The sequence below is a fragment of the Brevundimonas sp. genome (assembly GCF_036400995.1).
Classification (GTDB): Bacteria; Pseudomonadota; Alphaproteobacteria; order Caulobacterales; family Caulobacteraceae; genus Brevundimonas.
In genome coordinates, this window is sequence record NZ_DASWWG010000058.1 from 14079 (window position 1) to 40317 (window position 26239).

The following is a 26239-nucleotide window of genomic DNA, read 5'->3' on the forward strand; positions in this document are numbered from 1 at the left end:
TGCTTGAGCGCGTCAGGAGCCAAACCTTTGCGATCTGCCTGCTTTCGCTCGAGCCTTGATGCGGCTGCGGCAAGCTTTGATTAACCTTCCCGCCCAACTTTGGCGCGGTTTACCGGGTCAGGTCGGCCCGACAGGTCGGGCGCAGAAGCGGAGCGGGCGAATGAAACGAATGGGCGGCGGTGTGCGCATCCTGACGGTGCTGGGGGCGATGAGCCTTCTGGCGGCCTGTTCCAGCTATCCGCGCGAGCCGCGCTATTCGATCTACGCCGACGAGCCGAACGGACCGGCGCCCGCCGCGCCGACGGGTCCCGTGTATCCGACCCGCCCGGTTCCGACCGGCGAGGGCGTCCGCGGCCCCACCGATCCGGCCCGCGAGGCGCCGCCGCCGCGCGGCGCGCCGGTCGAAGCCATCGAGGGGGGAGAGCTGTCGGCGCCGGTGTCGACCGGTCCGCGTCCCTACACCGACGTCCCCGCGCGCCCGTACACCGAGGTGCCGAACGATGCGCCCTACGCCGCGCCGCCTCCGCCTGCGTCGAACGCGCCCCCCGCCAACCGTCCGGCCGCCGGTCCGGCGTCCGAAGGCTTCAGCGCCCCGCCGCCGCCTGCGCGCGGCCCGGCGACCGCCGGCGCCGCCTATGAAATCCAGCCGGGCGACACGATCTCGGGCATCGGCCGCCGCTTCCAGACCCCGGTCCAGACGCTGATCGACCTGAACGGCCTCGGCCCCCGCGCCGACATCTCGCCCGGCCAGCGGATCATCCTGCCGCAGGGCGCGGTGGATATCGGCGGCGACCCCTACGCCACCGGTCCGTCGCCCTATGGCGTCAGCGTGCCGGAAGAGGGCGTGCCGCCTCCGCCGCCTCCGCCGCCGCCGGCGAACACGCTCCCGCCGCCGCGCCAGCCCGCCGCGGTCGCGCCGCCGGTGGCCGCGCCGCCCGCCGGAACCTCGGTGGGGCTGGACTGGCCCGTGCGGGGCGACATCCTGCGCCGCTTCGGCCCGGTCGGCATGGGCGAGCGCAACAACGGCATCAACATCGGCGCCCCGGCCGGCGCCGAGGTGCGCGCCGCGGCGGCCGGTCGCGTCGGCTATGTCGGCGACGATCTGGCGGGGCAGGGGCTGACGGTCCTCGTGGTGCACCGCGACGGCTGGCGCACGGTCTACGGCCATCTCGGCTCGGCCGTGGTGCGCGACGGCGACGAGATCATGGCCGGCCAGCAGGTGGGCACCGTCGGCACGACCGCCGGCGACGGCCGCCCGTCCATTCATTTCGAGACCTGGCGCGTGCGCGGCGACACCCCGTCTGCCGTCGATCCGCTGACCGTGTTGCCGCGATAACGCAGGCGTCCCGGCGCGCTGTAGCGCCGCGTTGCAAAGTGTAACGACGCGCCCTAGGTTCCGCGCCTCATTTTAAGGGGGCGGCGCCGAGGCGCGCCCGGCGCTTTTCGGAGATCAAAGTGCAGGAACTTCTGGCTGGACCGTTCGGGACCTTCATTTTCATCATCCCGATGATCGTCCTGTTCTACTTCCTCATGATCCGCCCGCAGCAGCAGCAGATGAAGAAGCACAAGGCGATGATCGAGGGCGTCAAGCGCGGCGACTCGGTCGTGCTGTCGAACGGGATGATCGGCAAGGTGACCCGCGTCGAGAGCGACCAGGTCATGGTCGAAATCTCGCAGGGCGTGAACGTCCCCGTCATCAAGTCGATGATCGCCGACATTCGCAACCGCACGGCGGTCGCCGCCAACGACGCCAAGGCCTGATCGGTCTGTTGAAAGGTTCGGGGCCGCCCGCATGATCCATCTCTCGCGCTGGAAGATCATTCTTCTCGCCCTGTCCCTGGTGTTCGGCCTGCTGTTCGCGGCGCCCAACCTGCTGACCCCTGCCCAGCGGGAGGCCCTGCCGGGCTGGTTGCCGAAGAACAACCTGAACCTCGGTCTCGACCTTCAGGGCGGCTCGTACCTGCTGCTGGAAGTCGACGTTCCGGCGATGCGCGAGAAGCGCCTGAACAACCTGGCCGAAGACGCCCGCACGGTTCTGGGCGAGGCCAACGTCGGCGTCAGCACCATCGTGCGTCAGCGCGACGGGGTGATCGTCACCCTGTCCGACCAAGGCCAGATGGAACTGGCCCAGCAGGCGATGCGCGCCCTGATCGCCGCCGGCCCGCAGGGCGTCGCTGACCGTCAGGTCCAGCGTCAGGGCGACAACACCATTCGCTACTCGTTCACCGAGGCGACCATGAACGCCATGGCGGCGGACGCGGTCACCCAGTCGATCGAGGTCGTGCGCCGCCGTCTGGACAGCAGCGGCACCAAGGAGATCGCCATCACCCGTCAGGGTGTCGATCGCATCGTCGTCCAGGCTCCGGGCCAGAGCGACCCGGCCGAACTGGAACGCCTGATCGGCCAGACGGCCCAGCTGACCTTCCAGATGGTCGACGTCGACAACCAGGCGCTGGCCCTGCAGAGCGGCGTGATCCCGCCGGACGCCGAGCTTCTGGCCGACGCCCAGGGCAACCCCTATCTGGTCAAGCGCCGGATCCTCGTCTCGGGTGAAAACCTGACCAAGGCCGAGGTCACGACCGACCAGAACCAGCGCACCGCCATCGGCTTCCGCTTCGACGGCGCCGGCGCCCGCCGCTTCGCCGAGGCGACCGCCGCCAACATCGGCCGGCCCTTCGCCATCATCCTGGACGGCAAGGTCATCTCGGCCCCGCGCATCAACAGCGCCATCACCGGCGGCTCGGGCATCATCGAGGGTCAGTTCTCGATCCAGGAAGCCTCGGAGATGGTGAACCTGCTGAACGGCGGCGCCCTTCCGGCTCCGCTGAAGGTCGAGGAACGCCGGACTGTCTCGGCCGAACTGGGCGAGGACGCGGTCGCCGCGGGCGCCCTGTCGACCGCCATCGGCTTCGCGATCATCGTGGCCTTCATGATCCTGTCCTACGGCCTGCTGTTCGGCGGGGTGTCGGTGATCGGCCTGGTGCTGAACGGCCTGCTGATCGTGGCGGCCATGAGCCTGACCCAGGCGACCCTGACCCTGCCCGGCATCGCCGGCCTGATCCTGACCTTCGCGGTCGCGGTCGACGCCAACGTGCTGATCTACGAGCGGATGCGTGACGAGGCCCGGGCGGGCCGCAGCGTGATCGCCTCGATGGACGCCGGCTTCAACAAGGCCATGGGCACCATCGTCGACGCCAACGTCACGACCCTGGTGGCCGCCGCCATCATGTTCGTGTTCGGCGCCGGCCCGGTGCGCGGCTTCGCCTGGACGCTGTCGATCGGGGTGTTCACCTCGGTCCTGTCGTCCGTGCTGGTGGCCCAGGTGCTGCTGGCCTTCTGGCTGAAGACGGCCAAACCCAAGAAACTGCCGATCGCGGAGTGATGGCGATGCGTGGATGGCCCCTCATCAAACTGCTGCCGCAGAAGACCAATTTCCGCTTCGTCCGCTATGCGAAGCCCGCGGCCTTCATCTCGGTGATCCTGTGCGTGGCCGCGATCGTCGGCTGTTTCGTGCCGGGTCTGAACATGGGCATCGACTTCCGGGGCGGCGCCTCGCTGGAAGTGTCCAAGCCGGCCGGCCAGACGATCAATCTGGAACAGATCCGCGGTGCGGTGAGCAACCTCGACCTCGGCGACGTCGGCGTGCAGGGCATCGCCCGGCGCGACACCAACGTCGATGACGGCTCGACCGCCATCGTCCGCTTCCAGGTGCCGGAAGGCCGCGACCAGACCGCCGTGGTCAACCAGGTCGAGACCGCCATCACCCAGGCGACCGGCGAGGTCACCTATTCGGGTGTGAACGTCGTCGGCTCCAAGGTGTCGGGCGAGCTGTTCCAGTCGGGCCTGCTGGCGCTCGGCTCGGCCATCGTCCTGATGTTCCTGTACATCTGGTTCCGCTTCGAGCCGCAGTTCGGCTTCGGCGCCGTGGCCGGTCTGGTTCACGACGTGATCCTGACCTTCGGCCTGATCGTGCTGTTCCGCCTCGAGTTCAGCCTGACCATGGTTGCCGCGATCCTGACCGTCATCGGCTACTCGATGAACGACACCGTCGTCGTGTTCGACCGCCTTCGCGAGAACCTGCGCAAGTACAAGACCATGCCGCTGCGCGACGTGATCGACCTGTCGCTGAACGAGACCCTGTCGCGGACGATCATCACCGGCGTCACGGCCGTGATGGTGCTGGCGGCGCTGGCCTTCTTCGGCGGTGAGGCCCTGTTCGGCTTCTCGATCGCCCTGATGTTCGGCATCATCATCGGCACCTATTCGTCGATCTATGTCGGCGCGCCGATCATCCTGCTGTGGGGCGTGAAGCGCGGCTCGCTGGACGACGCCAAGCCGATCAAGCTGGGTATGGCCTCGCAGCCCTGATCCGGCCCGTGAAGCCAGACTGATCTGACGGGGCGGGTCTGACGATCCGCCCCGTTTCGCATGTGAAGGACCGATGACCGACCTCGACGCACAGGTGCGAGACGCCGACCCGGACCGCTGGCTGGCCAGCCGGTTCGTCGCCGACACGCAGGCGCGTGCGGATCTGGTCGCCCTGTACGCCCTCGAGGCGGAACTGATGGCCATTCCGTCGCGCGTCACCCAGCCCCTGCTGGCCGAGATGCGCTTCACCTGGTGGGCCGAGCAGATGGACGGGGTGTTCAGCGGCGTCGCCCGCAAGGGCCATCCGGTGCTGGAAGCCCTGACCGATCTCGCGGCCCGGCATGACCTGCCGCGCGCGCCGTTCGACGCCCTGATCGAGGCGCACATCGGCCGGGTGCACGGGGAGCCGCACGATCTGGACGCCTTCTATGTCGGGCCGATGCAACTGGCTGTCCGTGTGCTGGCCGGCGCGGGCCACGACGCCGCCGTCGTCGATGCGGGGCGGGTGCGCGGCCTGTCCCAGACCGGCCGCAAGGACGAGGCGAAGGCGCTCCGGTGTCAGGCCAATTCGGCCCTGAAAGCCTTGCCTGTCGAAGCCTTCCCCGCGGTGGCGTCGGCGGCCCTGACCGCGCCCGACGCGCCCGAGTTCCTGAAACGCCTCAAGCTGGTGGCCGCCACCGCGCGCGGCCGGATCTGAGGAGGGCCCATGGCCGCCTTCGCCGATATCATTCTGCTGCTGGGACAGGTCTTCGGCCTGGCCGCCGCGCCCGCCGCCGTCACCGGCTTTTTCATGCGCAACGGAGGCACGCCCCCGCGCGGCTTCGCCCGGGCCTTCAAGCTGGCCTATGCGCCCTGGCTCCTGACCATGGCGGCCTTCGCGGGCTTCCAGTGGTACTGGATGTCGATCCTGCGCTATCCGGCCGGAGAGGCCCCGATCATCGTCACCCTGGCGCTGCTCGGCCTGGGTGGATACGGCGCGGTCCAGTTCATTCGTCTGGCCGACGGCAAGGCCTGATCTACAGCGTCAGGTGCAGGAACTGGTTGAAGTCGGTGGCGACATAGCCGCCGAACGCCGGGCCGTCGCTGAAGCCCCGCCGCCGGTAGAGCGACAGGGCGGGATCGAAGGCCGGGCCTGAACCGGTCTCGAGGCTCAGCCGTGACAGGCCGCGCGCGTTCGCTTCGGCGATGATGTGCTCCAGCAGGGCGGCGGCCACGCCCTTGCGCAGGTGATCCGGGTGGGTGCGCATGGATTTCAGTTCGCCCTGTGACGACGACAGCTGCCGCATCGCCCCGATGCCCGCGATCGCGTCACCATCCCAGACGGTCCAAACGGTGATGTCCGGCGTCTGCAGCGCCGACAGGTCCAGGGCGTGGACCGACTCCGGCGGCGACCAGGCCTGCATCCCGCGCAGGTGCAGGGCCAGCAGGTCCTGTGTCGGGCCACCGGACAGATCATCAATGCGGATATCGAGGGCCATCAGTAGCTCGTCACTTCCGGGGGATGGACGCGGGTGTTGGGCGAGCCCCGGAAGGCCCAGCGGATGAAACGGGCCGTGGACAGGGCGCCGGCGCGGGTCAGGGCGCGCGGCGGGCCGAAAGGCCGCTCATGCATCGCCTGGGCCCATTCCGGCAGGAGGTCCAGCCCGGCCTGCATGATGACGCCCGCCGCGGCGTCGACGGCCGGGGAGCCGACCCGCTGGCGCATGACCATCCGCGCCACCTCGCGCGTGCGGGCGTCGGCCTTCAGTTGCGGACGATAGCTCTGGATCAGGGCCTCCGCCTCGGCCCGGGTCCGGGGCAGGGGATCGGCGTACAGGGCCGCGCCGATGCGGGCCATCTCGTCGAAGTAGCGGTCCTGATCGGCCATCGACATGTCCGGCTCGCCGTAGCGGATCCAGGAGTCGAGGAAGCTGATCGTCTCGGTCACATGCACCCAGGCCAGAAGGGCCGGATCGGAGACCCGATAGGGCGTGCCGTCGGGCAGGACGCCCGCCAGCTTCGCGTGGATGCGGTTGACCTTGTCGATCATCGCCCGGCCGTTGTCGGCGTGGTCGTAGGTGGTGGTGGCGATGAATTTGGCCGTCCGGCGCAGGCGGCCGTGCATGTCGGCGCGGAAGTCGGAATGGTCCCAGACGCCCGCCAGCACCGCCGGATGCAGCATCTGCAGCAGCAGGCCCGAGACCCCGCCGATCATCATGGTCACCACATCGCCGTTGACCCGGGCGGCCACCCCGTCCGGCGGGAACAGGGCGTCGGCGCGACGGAGTACAGGACGCTCGCCCTGGTCGGCGTCGTTGAAGACATCGGTGATCTTCTGGCGGACAGCCCGCCGGGCGAAGTCGAGGGAAGGGGGAGGCATGCAGGTCTCTACGGCCCGTTTCGCCGGGCTACGGGCATGATACTAAAGGGCATGAACCGCCTCGCGCCATGGCTGATCGCCGCAACCCTGTCCCTGACGACGGCTCCGGCGGCGCAGGCGCTGTGCCTCTATCGCGGCGCGCTGGACGCCCGAACGACCCTGCTGCAGGAGTTCGCTGACTCGCCCTGGGTGGTGTGGGCGCGGGTGATCTCCGCGGAGCAGGGTGAGACGACGCCCGAGCGCGATCCGTGGACGCTGTACCGACTCGAGGTCATCTCCGCCTTCAAGGGTGATCCGCCGTCGCGGATCGCCGTCTTCACCGAGCGGAACAGCGGCGGCTTCTACATGGATCGCGACGCCGGAGGGCCTGACGTCGGTCAGGACTATCTGCTGTTCCTGCAACCTCTGGAGATGAGCGGCGACGGGCCGCCGGCCGCCCGGGGCGCGCAACGGGTCAACTACAGCTGCGGCCAGTCCCGGCCGTGGCGGGAGGTCGACGCCGCCGCGCAAGATCAGCTGCTGGCCGGGCTTCCGCGCGAGAGCTGAGCCTCAGGCCTTCGGGGCGCCCCGGCCCATGATGTGGACCGCCTCCAGCAGGGCCTCGTCGCGGATCACATAGCGACCCCATTTGCCGATCCGGCGCAGCCGGACATTCCCGCACTCGCAGGCCCACCAGTAGATCCGGTTCCGCTTCGGGCGGCTGGGCGCGACCGAGCCGCAGCCGGTGCAGCGGAAATAGTGCCAGCCGGTGACGCCGTGGCGCATCGGCGCGGGGGCGATCACGCACAGGCGCTGGGCCCGTTCGGCGTGCAGCGCCGGGCCGTGGCGCTCCAGCCAGCGCGAGCGCGCCTGACCGCGTTCGTAGTTGCGGGCGTCGGCGAACGATCCGGGCGGGGCCGGATTGCTCTCCAGAAGCATGGCCTGGATCACGGCCTCATTGGCCTCGATCTCCGCCTTGCCGGCCTTCTTCAGTTCCCTCTTGCGGGCGGCGTCCATTCGGTCAGGCCGCCGCGTCGCGCCAGGCCTTGAGCGCGTTCAGGCCCCGGATGCTCTGCAGCCGCTTCTTGGCCCGGCCCCGTTCCTTGGGATGGATGCGCTTGCCGTCCTCATCGACCTTGGGCGCCTCCAGAGGGGGCAACAGGCCGTAGTTGATATTCATCGGCTGGAATTTGGAGCCTTCCATATGCCCGCCGGTGATGTGCTCGACCAGCGCCCCCATGGCCGTTTCGGGCGGCGGGGCGGACAGGTCGCGACCCAGCGCCTGCGCGGCGGCGAGACGGCCGGTCAGCAGCCCCATGGCGGCGCTTTCGACATAGCCCTCGACGCCCGTGACCTGACCGGCGAAGCGCAGGCGCGGGATGGCCTTCAGGCGCAGCTGCTTGTCCAGCAGTTGCGGGCTGTTCAGGTAGGTGTTGCGGTGCAGGCCGCCGAGGCGGGCGAACTGGGCGTTCTGCAGGCCCGGGATCATGCGGAAGGTCTCGGCCTGCGCCCCGTGCTTCAGCTTGGTCTGGAAGCCGACCATGTTGAACAGGGTGCCCAGCGCATTGTCCTGACGCAGCTGGACGATGGCGTGGGCCTTGACCGTCGGATTGCGCGGATTGGTCAGGCCGACCGGCTTCATCGGACCGTGGCGCAGGGTTTCGCGGCCGCGTTCCGCCATGACCTCGATCGGCAGGCAGCCGTCGAAATAGGGGACGTTCTCCCAGTCCTTGAACTCGGCCTTGGGGCCGCCCAGCAGGGCGTCGATGAAGGCCTCGTACTGGTCCTTGTCCATCGGGCAGTTGACGTAGGCGGCGGCGTCGCCGCCGGGGCCTTCCTTGTCATAGCGCGACTGACGCCAGGCGATGTCGAAGTCGATCGAGTCGGCGTGGACGATGGGGGCGATGGCGTCGAAGAAGCTCAGGCTCTCCTCGCCGGTGGCCTTCAGGATGGCGTCGGCCAGGGCGGGCGAGGTCAGGGGGCCCGTGGCGACGATGACATTGTCCCACTCTTCCGGCGGCAGTCCCGCGACTTCCTCGCGAACGATGGTGACCAGCGGGTGGGCCTCCAGCTTGGCGGTCACCGCCTGCGAGAAGCCGTCGCGGTCCACGGCCAGGGCGCCGCCGGCGGGCACCTGATGGGCGTCGCCGCAGGCCATGATGATCGAATTCAGCGCCCGCATCTCGGCGTGCAGCAGGCCGACGGCGTTGTACTCCCAGTCGTCCGAACGGAAGGAGTTCGAGCAGACCAGTTCGGCCAGGCCGTCCGTCTGGTGGGCGTCCGTCTTCACCCCGGGCACGCCGCGCATCTCGTGCAGGATGACGGGAACGCCGGCGTTGGCGATCTGCCAGGCGGCTTCCGAACCGGCGAGGCCGCCGCCGATGACGTGAACGGGAGAGGGGGACGTGGTCGTGCTCATGGGCGGGGTTCTAGCGGCCTGACCGCGAGATGCCAGTGCCTGCGCGCGGGTTTGACCATCGACAGCGTCGCGGCGCGTGGCCGCGTCGGGGCGGATTTCCACTGACACCAACCGGACCGGGCTCTAGAACGGGCGCCGAGTCACGGAGAATACGATGAAGATCGCCGCCACCGAAGCCGCCTTCGAAGGCTTCCGCCTGAGCCGGCGACGTCCCGCCGCCGTCGCCCTGTGGGGCGGGGTCTGGCTGCTGGGGCTGATCGTCATGTTGGCGGCGGCGCTGCCGGTGATCAGTCCCTTCCTGAACGAGATGACGGCCGCCGCCGGAGACCCCGCCAAGCTGTCTCCGGCCGCGACCGCCGCCGTCGGTCAGGTGTCGCTGATCATGATCCCCATCGCCATCCTGTTGCAGGCGCTGCTGGCCACGGCGGTCTATCGGGCCGTGCTGCGTCCCGAACAGGCACGCTTCGGCTCGATGCGGCTCGGACGGGATGAGGGGCGGATGCTGATCGTCAGCCTGGCCATCGGCTGTGTCAGCGTCGTCGTCAATCTGGGCGGCGAGGCGCTGGTCCAGGCGGCGACGGCGTCCGGCGGGATGATCATCGGCGCGCTGGTCTGGCTGGTCGCGACCGCCGCGTCGATCTGGCTGTCGGTCCGACTGTGCCTGATCGCGCCGCTGAGCTTCCATCGCGGACGGCTGTCGTTCGTCGAAGGCTGGAAGGTCACGCGGCCCCTGTTCTGGCCGCTCCTCGGCCTGCAGGTCGTGGTCTTCGCCCTGGCGGCCGTCGTCGTGCTGCTGCTGATCCTGATCGGCTGGCCGCTTCAGGTGGTCATGTCGGCCGGTGGACCGACCTCGCCGGGCGCGGCCCTGGGCGCCCTGCTGATCCTGATCCTGCTGCCGCTCGGGATGGCGATGGTCTCGACCCTGCTGTGGGCTCCCTTCGCCGCCGTTTGCCGGGACCTGCCGAAGCCCTGATCCCGGCTGAGGCGGGCGCGAGCCGTCAGGCCCGCGCCTTCGCCCTGGTCTTCACCGGCTTCGCCTCGGGCGCCGACAGCGTCGCCACCCGCGCCTTCCGGCGCTGCTCGTGCCGGTCCAGCACCTCCTTTAGGTATTTGCCGGTCCAGCTCTTCGGGTTCTTCGCCACCTCTTCGGGGGTGCCCACGGCCACGATCTCGCCGCCGCCGTCGCCGCCTTCCGGACCGAAGTCCAGCAGCCAGTCGGCGACCTTGATGACATCCAGGTTGTGCTCGATCACCACGATGGTGTTGCCGCTCTCGACCAGTTCCTGAAGCACCTCCAGCAGCTTGCGGGTGTCCTCGAAATGCAGGCCCGTGGTCGGCTCGTCGAGGATGTAGAGGGTCTTGCCCGTGGCCCGCTTGGACAGCTCCTTGGACAGCTTGACCCGCTGGGCCTCGCCGCCCGACAGGGTGGTCGCCGACTGGCCGACCTTGACGTAGCCCAGGCCGACCCGCTCCAGCGTCTGCATCTTGTCGCGGATCGACGGCACGGCCGAGAAGAACCGCGCGGCCTCTTCCACGGTCATATCAAGGACGTCCGAGATGGACTTGCCCTTGAACACAATCTCCAGCGTCTCGCGGTTGTAGCGCTTGCCGTGGCAGACGTCGCAGGTGACGTAGACGTCCGGCAGGAAGTGCATCTCGATCTTGATCAGGCCATCGCCCTGACAGGCCTCGCAGCGCCCGCCCTTCACATTGAACGAGAAGCGGCCGGGGCCGTAGCCGCGGGCCTTGGCCTCCGGCAGACCGGCGTACCAGTCGCGGATCGGGCCGAAGGCGCCGGTGTAGGTCGCCGGGTTGGAGCGCGGGGTGCGGCCGATCGGCGACTGGTCGATGTCGATGACCTTGTCGAACTGCTCCAGGCCCTCGATCCGGTCGAACGGCGCGGGGGCGTCGGACGCATTGTTCAGGCGACGCGCGGCGGCCTTGTAGAGGGTCTCGATCGTGAAGGTCGACTTGCCGCCGCCGGACACGCCGGTGATGCAGGTGAACAGGCCGACGGGGATTTCGCCGGTTACATCCTTCAGATTGTTGCCCGTGGCGCCCGAGACCTTGAGCATCCGCTTGCGGTTCACCGGGCGGCGGCCCTCGGGCGGCAGCTCGATCTCGCGCTCGCCGGTCAGGTATTTGCCCGTCAGGGAGTTGGGGTTGGCCATCACCTCGGCGGGGGCGCCGTGGGCGCAGACCGTGCCGCCGTGGACGCCGGCGGCCGGACCCATGTCGATGACATAGTCGGCGGTCAGGATGGCTTCCTCGTCGTGCTCGACCACCAGCACCGAGTTGCCGAGGTCGCGCAGGCCCTTCAGGCTTTCCAGCAGGCGGGTATTGTCGCGCTGGTGCAGGCCGATTGACGGTTCATCCAGCACATAGAGCACGCCGGTCAGGCCCGAGCCGATCTGGCTGGCCAGGCGGATGCGCTGGCTCTCGCCGCCGGACAGGGTGCCCGAGCTGCGCGACAGGTTCAGATAGTCCAGGCCGACGTTGTTCAGGAAGCCGAGGCGATCGTTGATCTCCTTCAGGATCCGCCGGGCGATCTCCATCTGTTTGTCGGTCAGCTTGTCCTCGAGGCCGAGGAACCACTCGTGGGCGTGCTTGATCGACAGCCAGGACACCTCGGCGATGTCCTCGCCGGCGATCTTCACCGCCAGGGCCTCGGGCTTGAGGCGCTTGCCGCCGCAGGCCTCGCACGGGGTCTCGGACTGGAACCGGCCGAGCTCCTCGCGCACCCACGCCGAGTCCGTCTCACGCCAGCGGCGTTCCAGGTTCGGCAGGACGCCTTCGAAGGCCTTCAGCGTCTCGTACTTCCGGGCGTTGTCGTCATAGACGAACTTGATCTTCTCGCCGCCCGAGCCGTGCAGGATGACGTTCTGCGCCTTGCCCGGCAGCTCGCGCCAGGGCTTGTCCATCGAGAAGCCGTAGTGGGTCGACAGCGACTGCAGCGTCTGGGTGTAGAGCGGCGAGGGGCCGCGTGACCACGGGGCGACGGCGCCTGCATGCAGGGTCTTGTCGCGGTCCGGCACCACCAGATCGGCGTCGAAGGCCAGCTTCACGCCCAGCCCGTCACAGACCGGACAGGCGCCGAAGGGGTTGTTGAACGAGAACAGTCGCGGCTCGATCTCGCTGATCGTGAAGCCCGAGACCGGGCAGGCGAACTTCTCGGAGAAGGTGATCCGGCGGGGACCGGTCTCGCCCTCCATGGTGTTGGCCCATTCGGCCACGGCGATGCCTTCAGCCAGCCCCAGCGCGGTCTGCAGGCTGTCGGCGTATCGGCCTTCCAGCCCCGCCTTGGTGACGATCCGGTCCACGACGATGTCGATGTCGTGCTTGAACTTCTTGTCCAGCGCCGGGGCGTCCTCGATGGCGTAGAACTCGCCGTCGATCTTCACGCGCTGGAAGCCCGCGCGCTGCCACTCGGCCATCTCCTTCTTGTACTCGCCCTTGCGGCCGCGAACGACCGGGGCCAGCAGCAGGATGCGCTCGCCGTCGGCCAGCGCCGTCAGCTTGTCGACCATCATCGAGATGGTCTGGCTCTCGATCGGCAGGCCGGTCGCGGGCGAGTAGGGGACCCCGACCCGCGCCCACAGCAGACGCATGTAGTCGTGGATCTCGGTCACCGTGCCGACGGTCGAGCGCGGGTTCTTCGACGTCGTCTTCTGCTCGATCGAGATGGCCGGCGACAGGCCCTCGATCAGGTCCACGTCCGGCTTGCCCATCAGTTCCAGGAACTGGCGGGCGTAGGCGCTCAGGCTCTCGACATAGCGGCGCTGGCCCTCGGCGTAGATGGTGTCGAAGGCGAGCGAGGATTTGCCCGAGCCCGACAGGCCCGTCATCACCACCAGCTTCTCACGCGGAATGTCGAGATCGACGCCCTTTAGATTGTGCTCACGGGCGCCGCGGACGCGGATGAAGTTGTGCTTTTCGGTCATGGAATCCGGAGAACGCGGAGGGGCCGGACAGGGTCCGGCGCGACAGCGCTATATGGGGGATGTTTCGCTGAAATCAGCAAGAACATTATAGGAACTCACGCACGGCTTCGCCAGACTGCTGACAGCAGGTGGCAGCAGCCCCTCAGTCCTGAGGCGTCCACGGCCGGCGATAGCGCTCGCCCGGGCCCAGCAGGACGCTGTTGGCGTTGGCCACGCCCAGCTCGAGGCTCTCCGCGATCCGGCGGGCGCGCTCCATGAAATGAGCGGCGGCGACCGGCGGACAGACCTCGCGGGTCGTCGCCTCGAACAGGGCCAGCCAGCGGTCGAAATGGGTCGCATCGATGGGCAGGGGCAGGTGTTTCGGCATCGGCCGTCCCTGATAGACGCCGGTCGACAGCGCGACCGAGGACCAGAACAGCTTCATCTGCGCCAGATGCGGCGCCCAGTCCTCGACCCGTTCGGCGAAGATCGGGCCGATCAGGGCGTCGTCGCGGACCTTGGCGTAGAAGGTCTCGACCAGCCGGTCGATCACCGCCTCGTCGATGCCGGTCTCGGCGCGGATGCGATCCGTCGCGGCCTTGCGGCGCTCGGCCAGGGCGTCGGCGGTGTCGGCGTGGGTCATGGCCGGGATGTAGGGAAGGCGGCGGCTTCAGTCACCCGCGATCAGGAAATCCCCGGCGTTGAAGGTCAGCACGCAGCGCGCATCGCCGCCGGAGGCGTCGACCGTGCAATAGTCGACCCCGATCAGGTTCCGCTGCACCCTTGCGGTCGAGCGATAGCGCCGCCCGTCATGCTCCCAGCCCGAGTCCATGGCGGCGCTGTGGGGTTCCAGCGCCGCCCAGAAGGCTTCGGCGATCGACCCGCTGCAGGTGAACAGCAGGAGTTCGTCACCCCCGTCGATCACCTGCTGATAGTGGCCGGCGGCCGCGGCCAGACGGATGCAGTCCGCATAGAGCCGGGCGTGCGGTCCGGCGGGCTGCGCATCCGGCAGGGCGTAGTTCGGCGGCGGAGGCGGGGCTTCCGGACCGTGGGCGCAAGCCGCTGCGGCGAGCAGGGCCGGGACAGCGGCGAACCGGATCAGATGGCGCATGAACACTCCTCCCGGCGGGGAGCCTTTCACGGTCTCGTCAGCGCCGCCAGAGCCGAAAAGGCTTGCGCCGCGAACCTTCCGCACCCATCCTTTCCGTACTGAGTGAGTTCACCGGAGGCCCGACGATCATGATCAGCACGCTGGAAATCGGTTTCGCCCTTTCCGCTCCGCTGCTGCTCGTGCTCGCCTATGTCCTCGCTCCGAAGCCCAAACCCGTCCGCATCCGCGTTCGTGACGCTCGATCGCGTCGCGGCCCGCACGCCTGACGGTCGCACCCTTTTCTCTGATCTGAGCCTCGCCCTAGGGCGGGAGCGTACCGGACTTGTCGGCCGGAACGGCTCCGGCAAGACGACCCTTCTGCGCCTGATCGCCGGCCTGTCGCGACCTGTCGAGGGCTCCGTCGCCCGCGACGGCGGTGTCGCCTGGCTGGAGCAGCGGGCCGAACCCGCGCCCGGCGAGACCGCTGCGGAGACGCTCGGCGTGGCCGGGCCGCTGGAGGTCATTACGCGGGTGGTGGCCGGAGGGGGCGATTCCGGGGATTTCGACGCCGCCGACTGGACGCTGGAAAGCCGCATCGCCGACGTGCTGGCCGAGGTCGGTCTGCCGGGTCTCGACCTGTCACGGCCGACCGCCTCGCTCAGCGGGGGCGAACAGACCCGGCTGCGGCTCGCGACCCTGCTGCTGGACCCGCCGGACCTGCTGCTGCTGGACGAGCCGACCAACCATCTGGACCCCGAAGGCCGCGCGCGGATCGCCGAGGTGCTGGGCCGTTGGCCCGGCGGGGTGGTGACCATCAGCCACGACCGGGCGCTTCTGCGCCGCATGGATCGCATTATCGAGCTGTCGGACCACGGCGTCGCGACCTACGGCGGCGGCTACGACCTGTATGCCGAGCGCAAGGCGGCCGAGCGGGCAAGCGCCGAGCGTGACCTCGGCCTGGCCGAGCGGGAGGCCCATCGCGTGGCCCGGGAGGGTCAAAAGGCGTTGGAGCGCAAGGCCCGGCGGGATCGGGCGGGCAGGGCTTTCGGCCTGAAAGGCAGCGAGCCGAAGATCGTGCTCGGCGCCATGGCCGAACGCGCCGAGAATTCCGGCGCGCGGGAGGCGCATCTGGCCGAGCGGCGGGCGGAGGCCGCGCAGGCGGATCTGGCCGCTGCCCGGTCGCGGGTCGAGCGGGTCAGGACGCTGGACATCCCCATGCCGCCGACCGGACTGGCGGCGGGGCGCACCGTTCTGAGCCTCGATCAGGTGCGTTGGGATGCGCCGGACGGTCGTCGGATCGTCGGCCCCCTGTCGCTGAAGATCACGGGGCCGGAGCGGGTGGCCATCCGCGGCGCCAACGGAGCCGGCAAGTCGACCGTGCTGAAGCTGGCGGCGGGGCTGTTGGACCCCACGCAGGGGCGGATCGAACGGCCGGCGAGGGCGGCCTTGCTGGATCAGGAGGCGGCCGTCCTGCGTCCGGACGAGAGCCTGCTGGAGGCCTATCTTCGGATCAATCCGGGTGCGTCACCGAATGAGGCCCATGCGGCCCTAGCCCGGTTCCTGTTCCGCAATGTGGCCGCGAACAAGGCGGTTTCGGCGTTGTCCGGCGGGGAGAGGCTGAGGGCGGCCCTCGCCTGCGTGACGGGGGGAGACCGCCCGGCCCAGCTCCTGTTGCTGGATGAGCCGACCAACCATCTCGATCTGGACTCTATTGCCGCGGTGGAGGCCGCGCTGAGCGGCTATGACGGCGCCTTGCTGGTGGTCAGCCACGACACCGACTTCCTCGAAGCCATAGGGATCGAACGCAGTCTGGAGCCTTAGCCCCAACCGACCATCTCGCCCTTCCGGCGGGATGAGACCGGGGCCGCCATCACCGGCGTCTCGCCCGGACGGCCGAACAGCCAGCCCTGACCGAAATCGACGCCCAGCGACTTCATGATCGCGGCCTGGCTTTCGGTTTCGATCATCTCGGCGACCGTGCGGATTTTCAGATCACGGCACAGGTCGAGCAGGTGGGTGGCGAGAGTGCGGACCTTGGCGTCGTTCTCGATCTCGCGGACGAACACGCCGTCCATCTTGACCAGATCGACCGACAGCTGTCGCAGGTAGTCCAGCGAGGTGGCGCCGACGCCGTAGTCGTCGAGGCAGACCTGGATGTCCGCCTCGCGGAGAGCCTGCAGGCGGCGGTTGGCGCCGGACAGGTCGCCGACGGTGGCGGTCTCGGTGACCTCCACCATCAGTCGTTTGCGGATTTCGGGCGCGGCGGCCGTCATGCGCAACAGGCCTTCGACATAGCGATCATCGGCCAAGGAGACGCCGGACACGTTGATCGCGGCCTTCACCAGGCCAAAGCCCGGCTTGCGGAGCTGGGCCACGGCCTTCTCCGCGACCGCGAGGTCGAAGTCCTCGATCAGCCCGAGTTCCTCGGCCATGGCGATCGGCCCGGTCGGCGCCTGCTGTGCGCCGCCGAAGCGGGACAGGGCCTCGAAATGGTGCACCAGCCGGGTTTCCAGCGAGACGATGGGCTGCCAGGCGAGGGTGAAGTCGCGGCTGCGAACGATACCCCGGAAACGGTCGGCGTTCTCAACGGTCCGTTTCAGGCGTTCGCTGAAGCGTTCGCCGGCGGCGGCGCCGTCCTTCAGACATTCCTCAAGCGCGAACCTCAGCGTCCGCACGGCCACGGCGGCCTCGGCCTCACCCACCTCGGCGCGGCTGGACACCGGCGACAGGTTCAGGCCCTCCGCAGCCCCGAGGGCCCGGATCTCGGCGGCGAGGTCCACGATGTCGTTGCGGTCCCGCATCAGGGCGAAGCGATCGGGCGCGACCCGCGCGGCGCTGGCGCCGCCGAAGGATGCGGACTGGAGGCGGGCCTCGATCCGCTCGCTGGCTTTCCGATGCGGCTCGTCGTCGATGGTGTCGAGACCTGGCACCTCCAGGAAGTCGACGGCCAGTTCCGGCCCCGTGCCGCCGACGGCGAGCAGGGACTTCAGGCGCTTCAACAGGCCGCGAGCGTCAAGCAAGGGCTCGGTCTTCGGCGGGGTCGCCTGATAGGCCACGCCCTGCCAGGCCAGGGCGCAGGAGACGAAGGGCGCCAGATCGGGCAGCAGAAAGGCGTGCATGACGCCGCGACGCGCCCGGCCGTCCCCGGTCAGGACCTCCACCTCGACCGGCTCGGAGCGGACGCCGGGGCTGAGGTCCGTCAGCGCGGCCCGGATCCCCGGAAGGGAGGAGGGCGCAAAGAAGGCGTCCAGCGGTTGACCCGACCAGGCCGCACCGGGCTCGACGCCGGAAACCGGCCCGGCGCCGATGGCCAGGGTGACCGTTTCCCGGTCCAGCTCGAACAGCACGTCGGATGCGGCGAACGCCATTCCGAGAAGGCGGGATTTGATCGTCATCCCAGAGGCTTACGCCTGCTTGCGTTAAGATCGCCTTTGCGCGCGAAAGGCGAAGGTTAAGCCGTGCGGTTAAGCGCCACGGCGCGGCTGTCGCCGGCGTTGGCCCGACCGGACGCGCCGTAGGCCGAGGGCGAGCCCCGCTGGCTGGCGATCTCGGCGGCGATGGTCTTGACCAGGCCTTCCGACACGACCCGTGCCGCCTCGACGGCGCGCCCGTGACGGGCCAGCACGGCCTCGAAGATCTGGGTGGCCTTGATAAGGGCGGTGCGGTGGGCGGCCGGAGCCGGCGAAATCGCCGCCGGATTGGCCTTCAGCTGCGCGGATTCCCGGCGATAGGTGTTGGCCAGCTCCTGGGTCGCGGCGACGGTGGCCGCGGCGTCCTGCGGGCGATGCGCCTCGAAGGCCTTGGATTCCTCGATCAGGCAGGCGGTCAGCCGCTCGGTCAGGTCGGTCATCTGCCGGACCCGGGCTGTGGCGTTCAGAACGGCGGCTTCGGTCATGCTTGTCCCTGTTCCTGCATCTTGATCATCTGGGCCATGACGTCATCCGCCAGGCCGATGCCGCCGGCTTTCACCGTCTGTTTGGCCATGGCGTCGATCATGAAGCTGCGCCATTGGCCCTCGGCCTCGCCGCCGCCGAACATGCCGTCGGTGCTCAGGCCCTCGAACATCGGCTTCAGCATCTGCGACAGGAAGGAGGCCTCGAAGGCTTCGGCGGTTTCCCGCATCCGGGCGGTGTCGCGGGCGCGCTGCGGATCGGAGCCGGTCAGGGCGGAGGCGATGGACAGATCGGTCATGCTCACATCACCTCGATGTCGGCCTGGAGGGCGCCGGCGGCCTTGATGGCCTGCAGGATCGAGATCATGTCGCGCGGGCTGACGCCGAGGGCGTTCAGGCCGTTGACCAGGCTGGACAGCGAGCTGCCGCCGCCGAGCATGCGCATCTGCACGCCGCGCTCTTCCTCGACCTGCACGTCCGACTGGGGAACGACCACGGTCTGGCCGCCGCGGCTGAACGGCTCGGGCTGGCTGACCATGGGGTTCTCCTGGACCGAAACGGTCAGGTTGCCCTGCGCGATGGCGACGGTGGAGACGCGCACGGCGTCCCCCATGACGATCACGCCGTTCACCTCGTCGATGATGACCTTGGCCGGGGCGTCGACCTCGACCGGCAGGTTCTCGACCCGGCTGATGAAGCCCGCCATGCCCAGACCGGTCGGGGCGCGCAGGGCGATGACGGTGCCGTTCTCGGCCAGGGCAGTACCCGGGTAGGTCTGGTTGATCGCCGCGGCGACGCGCTGGGCCGTGGTGAAGTCCGGATTGCGCAGCGTCAGCCGCACCTCATTCATGTTGGCCAGTTCGAACCCGGTCTCACGCTCGACCGTCGCGCCCGAGGCGATCCGGCCGGCGGTCGGCACGCCGCGGGTCACCGAGGAGCCCGAGGCGCCGGACGCCGAGACCGAGCCGGTCTGGATCGAGCCCTGGGCCACGGCGTAGACCTGCCCGTCGGCGCCCTGCAGGCCGGTGACGATCAGCGATCCGCCCAGCAGGCTCTTGGCGTCGCACATCGACGAGACGTTGACGTCGATCCGCGCGCCGGGCGTGGCGAAGGCGGGCAGGTCGGCGGTGACCATCACCGCGGCCATGTTCTTGGTGTTGGCGGTGGAGCCCCGGATGTTGTTGCCCAGGCGCTCGCTCATCCCCTCCAACGACTGGCGGGTGAAGGGGCAGTTGCGCAGCGAGTCGCCCGTACCGGCGAGGCCGACGACCAGGCCGTAGCCGATCAGCTGATTGGTCCGGACGCCCTCGATCGAGGCGATGTCCTTGATCCGCGACTGGGCCATCGCCGGCGCGGCGAATCCGGCCAGGGCGGCGGCGGTCAGGAGGGAGGCCAGCAATTTCTGCATCGGTCAGGTGTCCGGTGAACAGTCGATGCCCTCGTGTTGCTAACCTCATGCCAGACGGAAAACTCAATGAATACAATCTCGGGCAGGGAGGCCTTGCCGGGATTGGCGGCAGATTTTGCCGCGCCGTTAACCAAACGGTGACCAGCGCCCGCGATGGTCGCTCATGGTCTGGAGTTGCACCGCATGAAGGTCACCGGAGCCACTGGCCCCTCGGCTTCCCAGGGTTCGCGTCCCGCACGGGCCGCGGGCGGGTTCTCCGTGCCGGGCGCCGGACAGGCCGCGCCGGCCAGCGCGCCCGCCGCGGCGTCCTCGGTGTCGGGCGTGGCCGGGATGACCGCCCTGATGGCCTTGCAGGGGGTCGAGGACGCCACCGAGCGTCGCCGCCGCGCGGTGCGTCGGGGCTCCGGCCTGCTGGATCGCCTTGATGAGTTGAAGCTGGCGCTTCTGGCCGGCGAGCCCGGAAGCGGTGCGCTGGAACGCCTGAGCCGCTCGCTCAGGGAAGAGCGGCCGGACGACGCCGACCCGGGGCTCAAGGCGGTGCTCGATCAGATCGACCTTCGCGCTGCGGTTGAGCTGGCAAAGGCTGATCTTCGCCGCAGTGCAGCATAAATAGGCGAAATCGTTCCCGGAATCGCGCGTTGCGCCGCCCGGGTGATGAAGAAATGTCACGGTGGCGGCGGCAGATTAATCTTTGCAGGTCACGCTCGCGAGAGGCGTGTTGCCGCGACTCTTTCGCATCCCTATACGCAGCACTGCGCCACAGGGGGGCGCTGTTTAGAGCGTGAGTGCGATGAACGCATTGGCGTCAGTTATCGAACCGGCCGCGTACAGGCCGTCCGACGACGAACCGTTCATGAATGAGCGGCAGCTGGCCTATTTCAAGGCCAAGCTCATGGACTGGAAGGATGACATCCTTCGTGAGTCCAAGGGCACGGTGAGCAACCTGAAAGCCGAGACGGAAAACCATCCGGATCTCGTGGATCGGGCGTCTTCCGAATCCGACCGCGCGCTGGAGCTGCGCACCCGGGATCGTCAGCGCAAGCTGATCTCCAAGATCGATGAGGCCCTGCGCCGCATCGAGGACGGGTCGTACGGCTACTGCGAGGAGACCGGCGAGCCGATCAGCCTCGGTCGTCTCGAGGCCCGCCCGACGGCGACCCTGTCGGTCGAGGCCCAGGAACGCCACGAACGCCGCGAGCGGGTTCACCGCGACGACTGATCGTTCAGGCGGTCAGCGCCGCCTGGATGTCTGTCCGGTTGAAGTCCGCGCCTTTGTAGAGCAGGGGCGCGTCCAGCTGCTTCGCCAGCGCATAGGCGAAGCAGTCGCCCATATTCAGTCCGGCCGCGGTCCGTTTCCCGAACTCCCGCTCGGCCTTGATCGCGCGGCTTGCGACGTCATGGTCCGCATCAACGATCCGGATGTCGAAGTCCGCGAGCAACTGATCCAGCTCGGCCACGCCCGCCGGCCCTCGTTGCCGTCCGAGCTTGATCGCCGCTTCCCAGTACCCGACCGGCGACAGGCAGGCCCGGGCCTTGCTGACCACGTCGAAGAAGGCGGCGCGTTCCGGCTCATCCAGCAACATGGCGACCAGCGCAGACGCATCGACGACGATCACTTCGGCAGGCCGTCTTCGTCGTAAAGGTCGTCATCGGTCGGGAGCGGGCCGATGATCGGCAGGGCCTGAAAGCGCCGCACCGTCTCCATCGCCGCCGTCAGTTTCCGCTCGATATCCGCCTCACGAGCCGCCGTCAGCCGCTCATCCCGCTCGCGCACCATCTCCTCGACCAGGTCGGTGATCGACTTGCCCTCCAGCCGTGCAAGTTCGCGCAGGCGTTCCGCGACTTCGGGCTTCCGGATTTGCACGGGCGCGTTCATGACGCCGTCAAATCTATCATGATCCGACCTTGCGCCCAAGCCGCGCCTTGACTTCGCCGGGTTGCAGCGCGACCTACGCGCCTCGCATTCCAAGGTTTCTCTTCCCATGACCGTCAAGGTTCGTTTCGCCCCGTCGCCGACGGGTAAGCTGCACGTCGGCAACGTCCGCACCGCTCTCGTGAACTGGCTGTTCGCGAAGGGGCAGGGCGGTCAATTCGTGCTGCGGATCGACGACACCGACCTGGCCCGCTCGACCCCCGAGTTCGAACAGGGGATCGAGGACGACCTGACCTGGCTGGGCCTGGTCTGGGACGAGCGCCACAACCAGTCCAAGCGGTTCGACCGCTATGAGGACGCCGCCGCCCGCCTGAAGGCCGCCGGCCGCCTCTACGCCTGCTATGAAACCGCCGAAGAGCTGGACCGTCGCCGCAAGGTGCAGCTGTCGCGCGGCCTGCCGCCGATCTACGACCGCGCCGCGCTCGAGCTGACCGACGCCGAGAAGGCCGCCTATGAGGCCGAGGGTCGCCGCCCGCACTGGCGCTTCAAGCTGGAAGGCAAACGCGTCGCCTGGGAAGACCTGGCCCGCGGCCACGCCGAGGTGGACACCGCCTCGATGTCGGACCCGGTGCTGATCCGCGAGGACGGCCTGTTCCTCTACACCCTGCCGTCGGTCGTCGACGACATCGACATGGCCATCACCCACATCATCCGGGGCGAGGACCACGTCACCAACACCGGCGCCCAGATCGAGATCTTCGAGGCGCTGGGCGCGACCGTGCCGGGCTTCGCCCACATGCCGCTTCTGGTCGGCGCCGACGGGGCGGCCCTGTCCAAGCGTCTGGGCTCGCTGTCCATCAGCGAGATGCGCGACCTCGGCTATGAGCCGATCGCGATCACCAGCCACCTGGGCCGCATCGGCACCTCGGACCCGCTGGAAGTCGGCGCCTCGGTCGAGGCCTTGGGCGACAGCTTCGCCTTCTCCAAGATGGGCCGCTCGCCGGCGCGCTACGACACCGCCGATCTGGACCGCCTGAACGCCCAGGCCCTGCACGCCATGGACTACGCCGTGGCCCAGCCGCGTCTCGCCGCGCTGGACGCCGATCTGGGGCAGGCCTTCTGGGAAGTCGTGCGCCCGAACCTGCAGAAGTTCGCCGACGTCGTCGGCCTGGCCGCCATCGTGCGCGGTCCGGTCACCCCGGTGATCGAGGACGCCGCCTTCGCCGCCGCCGCGCTGGAGGTCCTGCCCGAAACGATCGACGAGACCCTGTGGCCCACCTGGACCAACGCCGTGAAGGAAAAGACCGGCGCCAAGGGCAAGGGCCTGTTCATGCCCCTGCGCCTGATCCTGACCGGCCAGGCCCATGGCCCCGACATGGCCTCGGTCGCCCCGATGATCGGCCGCGAGCGCATCGTGCAGCGCCTGAAGGGCGAGACGGCCTGAGCCGTCGCGACAGCCGGACAGCAAAAAGGCCGCCCGTCGCAGGGCGGCCTTTTCATTTCTAGCGATGCGCGGCCGATCAGGCGGCGTTGCAGGTCGCCAGCTGCTCGGCCGACAGGGCGGCGCCCTTGTAGGTGAAGGCCGAGACGTTGCCGAAGCGGGCGACGACGCGGCGGCAGGCGCGGGCGGCGGTCTGGTTGGCGCCGCCGTTGGCGGTGCAGGTGGCGCCTTCACAGCTCCACGAGGCGCCGTCGATGATGGTGCGGCCGGCCGGCGCCTTGGCGGCGTCGGTCAGAACGGCGGTCGAGGTGGCCGATTGGGCGAAGGCGGGGGCGGCGACCAGCAGGGTCGCGGCGATCAGGAAGGCGCGCATTTCAGAAGTCTCCGATGAGGTCGGTCGCGCTTGGCGCGTCCACCGTCTCAGTGTGCGTTGTTATTTGAAACTGTCAAGAGCGCGTTGCCAAACGAAACGCGGTAGCGCGATCTGATCGACGATTACTTACCGGCGATCATGTTGCAAGTGAGGCAGATCGTCCGCCGACTGCATCAGCGCGATCGCCTCCTCGACCGTGTTCACCACGCTATAGGCCTGACGGAAGGTGTCGGGCGTCATCTTCTGCTCGATGCCGGTCTCGATCGCCGCCAGAAGCGTATCCCAGAAGCCGTTGATATTGAGGAAGATCACCGGCTTGTGGTGCAGGTCGAGCCGCTTCCACGACAGGACCTCGATCACTTCCTCCAGCGTGCCCACGCCGCCGGGCGCGACGACGAAGGCGTCCGACTGGTCGTACATGATCGTCTTGCGCTCGTGCATCGAGGTCACGACCAGGGTCTCGACCTCGTCGAACAGGCGCTCGCGGCTGCGCAGGAAGCCCGGCATCACGCCCAGCACCCGACCGCCCGCCTCGTGCGCGGCCCGGGCCGAGGCGCCCATCAGGCCGACGCCGCCGCCGCCGTAGACCAGCCGCCAGCCCGCCGCCGCCGTCAGCGCGCCGAATTCCTGGGCGGCGACGGTGTAAACCGGATCGGACCGGTCGGAGGAGCCGCAGAACAGGCAGACGGACTTGCCGTCGAACGGCTGGATGGAAATGCTCATGAACCCTCGGGATCGAATGGGAAGACAGCGGCGGCCCCGCCGCGCTATCGGGGGCGTATTCCTAGCTGCGGGAGAGACAGGATGAAACGGCCCATCTGCGCGGTTGTCGCCGTTATCACTGTCAGCCTGTCGCTGGGCGCCGCCGGCTGCATGCCGGAACCTGAGCGCCCGGCCCGTGATGCGGCGGGCAATACGACGGGCTGGACCCAGCCGCCGCAGATTCTTTCGGTTCAACAGGCCGACGCCAGCCTCATCTTCGTCGGCCGCGCCGAGCCCGGTGCGCGCGTGGTCCTGCGCAACGACCAGGGCGCCGCTTACGCCGCCGCCGCCGATCCGGACGGACGATTCGAGATCCGCATGGCGGCCCCGCGAGGTCTCCTGCTCCTGCGGCCTGAAACCCAGATCGGACAGGATGCGGCCCGCTCTCCGGATCGCCTGCTGATCATCGACGGCGGGCGCGGGCCGATCGCCGTGCTGCGGCCCGGGGGACCGACCCGTCGGCTCGACCCGGCCCCGGTGCTCGGCGCCGTCGACAGCGACGCCCAGTCTGTCCTCGCCTCGGGACGCACGGCGGCGCGGGGGCAGAGGCTCGAGATCTCCGCCGCCGGCGACACCCTGGACGTCCTGTCGGGCGAGGGCGGGCGCTGGAGCGTCCTTCTGGGCCCGGTCGGCTCAGGCCAAACGGTGCGCGTCGGCGAGCAAACCTTCGCCTGGCCCGGGCCGGGCGCCGCCGGTTCGGACCTGCAGATCGATCGCGCCGGGGCGGGGTGGCGGGTCGGCTGGGCGGGGCCCGGCGGCGCCTATCAATGGACCTGGCTCCCGGATGCGCCCGCTCCGGCGTGATTTACGCACTGTTAACCAATTCGGTCGCACGGAGGGATTGTCTTCTCTTCTTCGAGGACACCCACCATCACCGAACTTTCCAGCCCGGCGTCCGCGTCGGGCTTTTTTCTTCCCCGGCGCCGCGACGGCGACGGGCGAGGGCGGCGGCCTGCCGGATACGCAGCAGGCCGTTCGCCCGTTCGACGGGACTGTGGGTCTCCAGCACATAGGCCTGGGCCGCCCGCGCCAGTTCGATCCGCTCCAGCGGATGTCGGATCAGGTGCTCCATGGCCCGGGCCAGCGACCCGGGCGTCACCTCGTCGACGTACAGGGCGTGTGGGCCGCTGGCCTCCCTCAACCCGCCGCGACCGGACGAGATCAACGCAGCGCCCGCCGCATGGGCCTCGACGGCGGTCAGGCCGAACGGCTCGGCCCAGGTTGACGGGGTCAGGGCGATGGCCGCCAGCCGCATCTGGCGCCGCACCTCGGCCAGCGGAGCCGACTTCAGCACCGTCACCCGCGATCCGTAGCGGCCGAGCGCGGCCACGTGCGGGGCCGCCCAGCCGGCATGCTGGTCCCAGTCGTTCAGCATCAGCACCGCGCGCCAGTCCGGATGCCGGTCCAGGACGGCGGGCAGGGCGGCGCAGAGCACGTCCACGCCCTTCTCGGGCATGGCGCGGCCCGCGAACGCGACCAGGGGCTGCTTCTGCTCCGGCGGGGCCAGCCAGGCGGTCGCATCGATCGGGTTGGGCGCTGACCGCGCGCGATCCGCCAGCTCCGGAAAGGCGCGGGCGAAGGCGGCGCGCTCGGCCTCGCTGACGAAGATGAAGCCGTCCATCGCGGCGTAGCGGTTCTGATAGCGCCAGCGGTCGATCCAGTGGCGGGGCGCCTTCAACGCATTGTGCCGGTACAGCAGATGCGCGGCTTGGGGGACCAGCGCCCTGATCGCCACCGCCTGCCGCACCTGCTGATGGTGTTCAATGACCTCCGGCCGGAACGTTCGCAGCCGGTCGGCCAGCAGGCGCAGGCGCTCGGGACCGCGCGACGGCAGAGCCTCCACCCCGGGCAGTCCGTGATCCTCGGCGCCCTCGCAGCAGAAGATTCGCACATCCTGATCGGCCAGCGGCGCGGCCAGGGTCCGGACGACCGTCTCCATGGAGTTCGGATGGGCCGCCGAGAACCGGCAACCCGACGGCAGCAGGATCGCGGTGCGCACCCGTGGCCGGATCTGCAGGATATTTCCGACCGGGGCCGAAAAGCGGGCGGGCGAAGAGGCGAGCGGGCGCAGCGCGGTCATGACTTCCGAAATCCGGAGACGCCGCCGAGCGGCTTTCGGATCACGGACGCCGCGCAACGCGCCTTGCCTTACGGCGGATGCGCGGAGGTCCCCGGCGGGCGGGTCAGGTCGCTCTGATTTCGGGGGAAGGCCCTGTCCCCGCCGACGCTGTCGGAGGGGAAGGTCGGGCGATGGCTCCGCAGGTAGGATTCGAACCTACGACCAGCCGATTAACAGTCGGCTGCTCTACCACTGAGCTACTGCGGAACAGGTTTCGCTCGGGAAGGCGGGCGCTA

The 26239-nt window shown here is 69.1% G+C and carries 30 protein-coding genes and 1 tRNA gene; 14 read left to right on the forward strand and 17 right to left on the reverse strand.

Features of this window, described 5'->3' with window-relative positions:
* Positions 1 to 160 precede the first annotated feature (160 nt).
* The 6 genes from VGE03_RS08245 (at position 161) to VGE03_RS08270 (ending at position 5383) form a co-directional block, all read left to right on the forward strand.
* A complete protein-coding gene (locus VGE03_RS08245; RefSeq protein ID WP_331046001.1) occupies positions 161 to 1336 on the forward strand; it encodes a M23 family metallopeptidase in 1176 nt (391 codons plus the stop codon).
* 119 nt (positions 1337 to 1455) lie between these two features.
* On the forward strand, positions 1456 to 1761 hold the full coding sequence (gene yajC, locus VGE03_RS08250) for a preprotein translocase subunit YajC (protein WP_331046002.1): 306 nt from the start codon (positions 1456 to 1458) through the stop codon (positions 1759 to 1761).
* 31 nt (positions 1762 to 1792) lie between these two features.
* Positions 1793 to 3382 (forward strand): protein translocase subunit SecD, encoded by a 1590-nt coding sequence (secD, locus tag VGE03_RS08255; RefSeq protein WP_331046003.1) that lies wholly within the window; start codon positions 1793 to 1795, stop codon positions 3380 to 3382.
* Positions 3382 to 4368, forward strand: a complete 987-nt coding sequence (gene secF, locus VGE03_RS08260; protein ID WP_331046004.1) for a protein translocase subunit SecF — start codon at positions 3382 to 3384, stop codon at positions 4366 to 4368. The genes secD and secF overlap by 1 nt, the downstream gene beginning before the upstream one ends.
* A 73-nt stretch (positions 4369 to 4441) precedes the next feature.
* Complete coding sequence (locus tag VGE03_RS08265) at positions 4442 to 5065, forward strand: squalene/phytoene synthase family protein (protein WP_331046005.1); 624 nt, start codon at positions 4442 to 4444, stop codon at positions 5063 to 5065.
* A gap of 9 nt (positions 5066 to 5074) precedes the next feature.
* Positions 5075 to 5383, forward strand: a complete 309-nt coding sequence (locus tag VGE03_RS08270) for a hypothetical protein (RefSeq protein WP_331046006.1) — start codon at positions 5075 to 5077, stop codon at positions 5381 to 5383.
* A 1-nt stretch (position 5384) separates the two neighbouring features.
* Here VGE03_RS08270 and VGE03_RS08275 read toward each other — a convergent pair whose 3' ends face one another.
* Both VGE03_RS08275 and VGE03_RS08280 read right to left on the reverse strand, forming a co-directional pair.
* The gene (locus VGE03_RS08275; RefSeq protein WP_331046007.1) at positions 5385 to 5846 is read right to left on the reverse strand and encodes a GNAT family N-acetyltransferase; all 462 of its coding nucleotides are present in this window, start codon (positions 5844 to 5846) and stop codon (positions 5385 to 5387) included.
* On the reverse strand, positions 5846 to 6727 hold the full coding sequence (locus tag VGE03_RS08280) for an oxygenase MpaB family protein (protein ID WP_331046008.1): 882 nt from the start codon (positions 6725 to 6727) through the stop codon (positions 5846 to 5848). Before VGE03_RS08280 ends, VGE03_RS08275 begins: the two co-directional genes overlap by 1 nt.
* A gap of 51 nt (positions 6728 to 6778) precedes the next feature.
* On the opposite strand from VGE03_RS08280, the gene VGE03_RS08285 reads away from it, so the two are divergent.
* Positions 6779 to 7273: a hypothetical protein gene (locus tag VGE03_RS08285; protein WP_331046009.1), complete on the forward strand. Its 495-nt coding sequence runs from the start codon at positions 6779 to 6781 to the stop codon at positions 7271 to 7273.
* Between the two features lie 3 nt (positions 7274 to 7276).
* On the opposite strand, the gene VGE03_RS08290 is transcribed toward VGE03_RS08285, so the two are convergent.
* Both VGE03_RS08290 and trmFO read right to left on the reverse strand, forming a co-directional pair.
* Positions 7277 to 7723, reverse strand: a complete 447-nt coding sequence (locus tag VGE03_RS08290) for a hypothetical protein (RefSeq protein WP_331046010.1) — start codon at positions 7721 to 7723, stop codon at positions 7277 to 7279.
* A gap of 4 nt (positions 7724 to 7727) precedes the next feature.
* Positions 7728 to 9125, reverse strand: a complete 1398-nt coding sequence (gene trmFO, locus VGE03_RS08295; protein ID WP_331046011.1) for a methylenetetrahydrofolate--tRNA-(uracil(54)-C(5))-methyltransferase (FADH(2)-oxidizing) TrmFO — start codon at positions 9123 to 9125, stop codon at positions 7728 to 7730.
* Between the two features lie 154 nt (positions 9126 to 9279).
* On the opposite strand from trmFO, the gene VGE03_RS08300 reads away from it, so the two are divergent.
* Entirely contained in the window at positions 9280 to 10098 is an 819-nt protein-coding gene (locus tag VGE03_RS08300) for a hypothetical protein (RefSeq protein ID WP_331046012.1), read from the forward strand.
* 25 nt (positions 10099 to 10123) lie between these two features.
* On the opposite strand, the gene uvrA is transcribed toward VGE03_RS08300, so the two are convergent.
* The 3 genes from uvrA to VGE03_RS08315 form a co-directional block, all read right to left on the reverse strand.
* Positions 10124 to 13066 carry an excinuclease ABC subunit UvrA gene (uvrA, locus tag VGE03_RS08305; protein WP_331046013.1) on the reverse strand — a complete coding sequence of 981 codons (2943 nt, stop codon included), beginning with the start codon at positions 13064 to 13066 and terminating at the stop codon, positions 10124 to 10126.
* 142 nt (positions 13067 to 13208) lie between these two features.
* Positions 13209 to 13688: a group III truncated hemoglobin gene (locus tag VGE03_RS08310; protein ID WP_331046014.1), complete on the reverse strand. Its 480-nt coding sequence runs from the start codon at positions 13686 to 13688 to the stop codon at positions 13209 to 13211.
* A 27-nt stretch (positions 13689 to 13715) separates the two neighbouring features.
* Positions 13716 to 14156 carry a hypothetical protein gene (locus VGE03_RS08315; RefSeq protein ID WP_331046015.1) on the reverse strand — a complete coding sequence of 147 codons (441 nt, stop codon included), beginning with the start codon at positions 14154 to 14156 and terminating at the stop codon, positions 13716 to 13718.
* 128 nt (positions 14157 to 14284) lie between these two features.
* Between VGE03_RS08315 and VGE03_RS08320 the strand changes: the two genes are divergently transcribed.
* Both VGE03_RS08320 and VGE03_RS08325 read left to right on the forward strand, forming a co-directional pair.
* Entirely contained in the window at positions 14285 to 14422 is a 138-nt protein-coding gene (locus VGE03_RS08320; protein WP_331046016.1) for a hypothetical protein, read from the forward strand.
* Entirely contained in the window at positions 14388 to 15956 is a 1569-nt protein-coding gene (locus VGE03_RS08325) for an ABC-F family ATP-binding cassette domain-containing protein (protein ID WP_331046017.1), read from the forward strand. Before VGE03_RS08320 ends, VGE03_RS08325 begins: the two co-directional genes overlap by 35 nt.
* Here VGE03_RS08325 and VGE03_RS08330 read toward each other — a convergent pair.
* Genes VGE03_RS08330 through VGE03_RS08345 form a run of 4 tightly spaced genes read right to left on the reverse strand, consistent with a single transcriptional unit; the run spans position 15953 to position 19435 of the window.
* Positions 15953 to 17530 (reverse strand): EAL domain-containing protein, encoded by a 1578-nt coding sequence (locus VGE03_RS08330; RefSeq protein ID WP_331046018.1) that lies wholly within the window; start codon positions 17528 to 17530, stop codon positions 15953 to 15955. The two genes, VGE03_RS08325 and VGE03_RS08330, sit on opposite strands and share 4 nt — an antisense overlap.
* A 56-nt stretch (positions 17531 to 17586) precedes the next feature.
* Positions 17587 to 18030: a flagellar basal-body protein FlbY gene (locus tag VGE03_RS08335; protein ID WP_331046019.1), complete on the reverse strand. Its 444-nt coding sequence runs from the start codon at positions 18028 to 18030 to the stop codon at positions 17587 to 17589.
* A complete protein-coding gene (locus VGE03_RS08340; RefSeq protein ID WP_331046020.1) occupies positions 18027 to 18326 on the reverse strand; it encodes a rod-binding protein in 300 nt (99 codons plus the stop codon). Before VGE03_RS08340 ends, VGE03_RS08335 begins: the two co-directional genes overlap by 4 nt.
* Before the next feature lie 2 nt (positions 18327 to 18328).
* Positions 18329 to 19435, reverse strand: a complete 1107-nt coding sequence (locus tag VGE03_RS08345) for a flagellar basal body P-ring protein FlgI (RefSeq protein WP_331046021.1) — start codon at positions 19433 to 19435, stop codon at positions 18329 to 18331.
* A 183-nt stretch (positions 19436 to 19618) separates the two neighbouring features.
* On the opposite strand from VGE03_RS08345, the gene VGE03_RS08350 reads away from it, so the two are divergent.
* A complete protein-coding gene (locus tag VGE03_RS08350) occupies positions 19619 to 20044 on the forward strand; it encodes a flagellar assembly protein FliX (protein ID WP_331046022.1) in 426 nt (141 codons plus the stop codon).
* 181 nt (positions 20045 to 20225) lie between these two features.
* Positions 20226 to 20654 (forward strand): RNA polymerase-binding protein DksA, encoded by a 429-nt coding sequence (gene dksA / locus VGE03_RS08355; protein WP_331046023.1) that lies wholly within the window; start codon positions 20226 to 20228, stop codon positions 20652 to 20654.
* A 4-nt stretch (positions 20655 to 20658) separates the two neighbouring features.
* On the opposite strand, the gene VGE03_RS08360 is transcribed toward dksA, so the two are convergent.
* Together VGE03_RS08360 and VGE03_RS08365 are read right to left on the reverse strand one after the other, a co-directional pair.
* Positions 20659 to 21051, reverse strand: coding sequence for a type II toxin-antitoxin system VapC family toxin (locus VGE03_RS08360; RefSeq protein WP_331046024.1), 393 nt, complete (start codon positions 21049 to 21051; stop codon positions 20659 to 20661).
* On the reverse strand, positions 21048 to 21299 hold the full coding sequence (locus tag VGE03_RS08365; RefSeq protein ID WP_331046025.1) for a type II toxin-antitoxin system VapB family antitoxin: 252 nt from the start codon (positions 21297 to 21299) through the stop codon (positions 21048 to 21050). The genes VGE03_RS08360 and VGE03_RS08365 overlap by 4 nt, the downstream gene beginning before the upstream one ends.
* Positions 21300 to 21417: 118 nt before the next feature.
* Here VGE03_RS08365 and gltX point away from each other — a divergent pair, with 118 nt between their 5' ends.
* A complete protein-coding gene (gltX, locus tag VGE03_RS08370; protein ID WP_331046026.1) occupies positions 21418 to 22752 on the forward strand; it encodes a glutamate--tRNA ligase in 1335 nt (444 codons plus the stop codon).
* Positions 22753 to 22828: 76 nt separating this feature from the next.
* On the opposite strand, the gene VGE03_RS08375 is transcribed toward gltX, so the two are convergent.
* Both VGE03_RS08375 and VGE03_RS08380 read right to left on the reverse strand, forming a co-directional pair.
* Positions 22829 to 23122: a CC_3452 family protein gene (locus VGE03_RS08375; protein ID WP_331046027.1), complete on the reverse strand. Its 294-nt coding sequence runs from the start codon at positions 23120 to 23122 to the stop codon at positions 22829 to 22831.
* Between the two features lie 126 nt (positions 23123 to 23248).
* The gene (locus tag VGE03_RS08380; RefSeq protein WP_331046028.1) at positions 23249 to 23845 is read right to left on the reverse strand and encodes a TIGR00730 family Rossman fold protein; all 597 of its coding nucleotides are present in this window, start codon (positions 23843 to 23845) and stop codon (positions 23249 to 23251) included.
* Between the two features lie 81 nt (positions 23846 to 23926).
* Between VGE03_RS08380 and VGE03_RS08385 the strand changes: the two genes are divergently transcribed.
* Positions 23927 to 24688: a hypothetical protein gene (locus tag VGE03_RS08385; protein WP_331046029.1), complete on the forward strand. Its 762-nt coding sequence runs from the start codon at positions 23927 to 23929 to the stop codon at positions 24686 to 24688.
* A gap of 67 nt (positions 24689 to 24755) precedes the next feature.
* Here the strand turns inward: VGE03_RS08385 and VGE03_RS08390 are convergent, their stop codons facing one another.
* Together VGE03_RS08390 and VGE03_RS08395 are read right to left on the reverse strand one after the other, a co-directional pair.
* Entirely contained in the window at positions 24756 to 25964 is a 1209-nt protein-coding gene (locus VGE03_RS08390) for a glycosyltransferase family 4 protein (RefSeq protein WP_331046030.1), read from the reverse strand.
* 171 nt (positions 25965 to 26135) lie between these two features.
* A tRNA-Asn gene (locus VGE03_RS08395) sits at positions 26136 to 26210 on the reverse strand.
* Between the last annotated feature and the right edge of the window lie 29 nt (positions 26211 to 26239).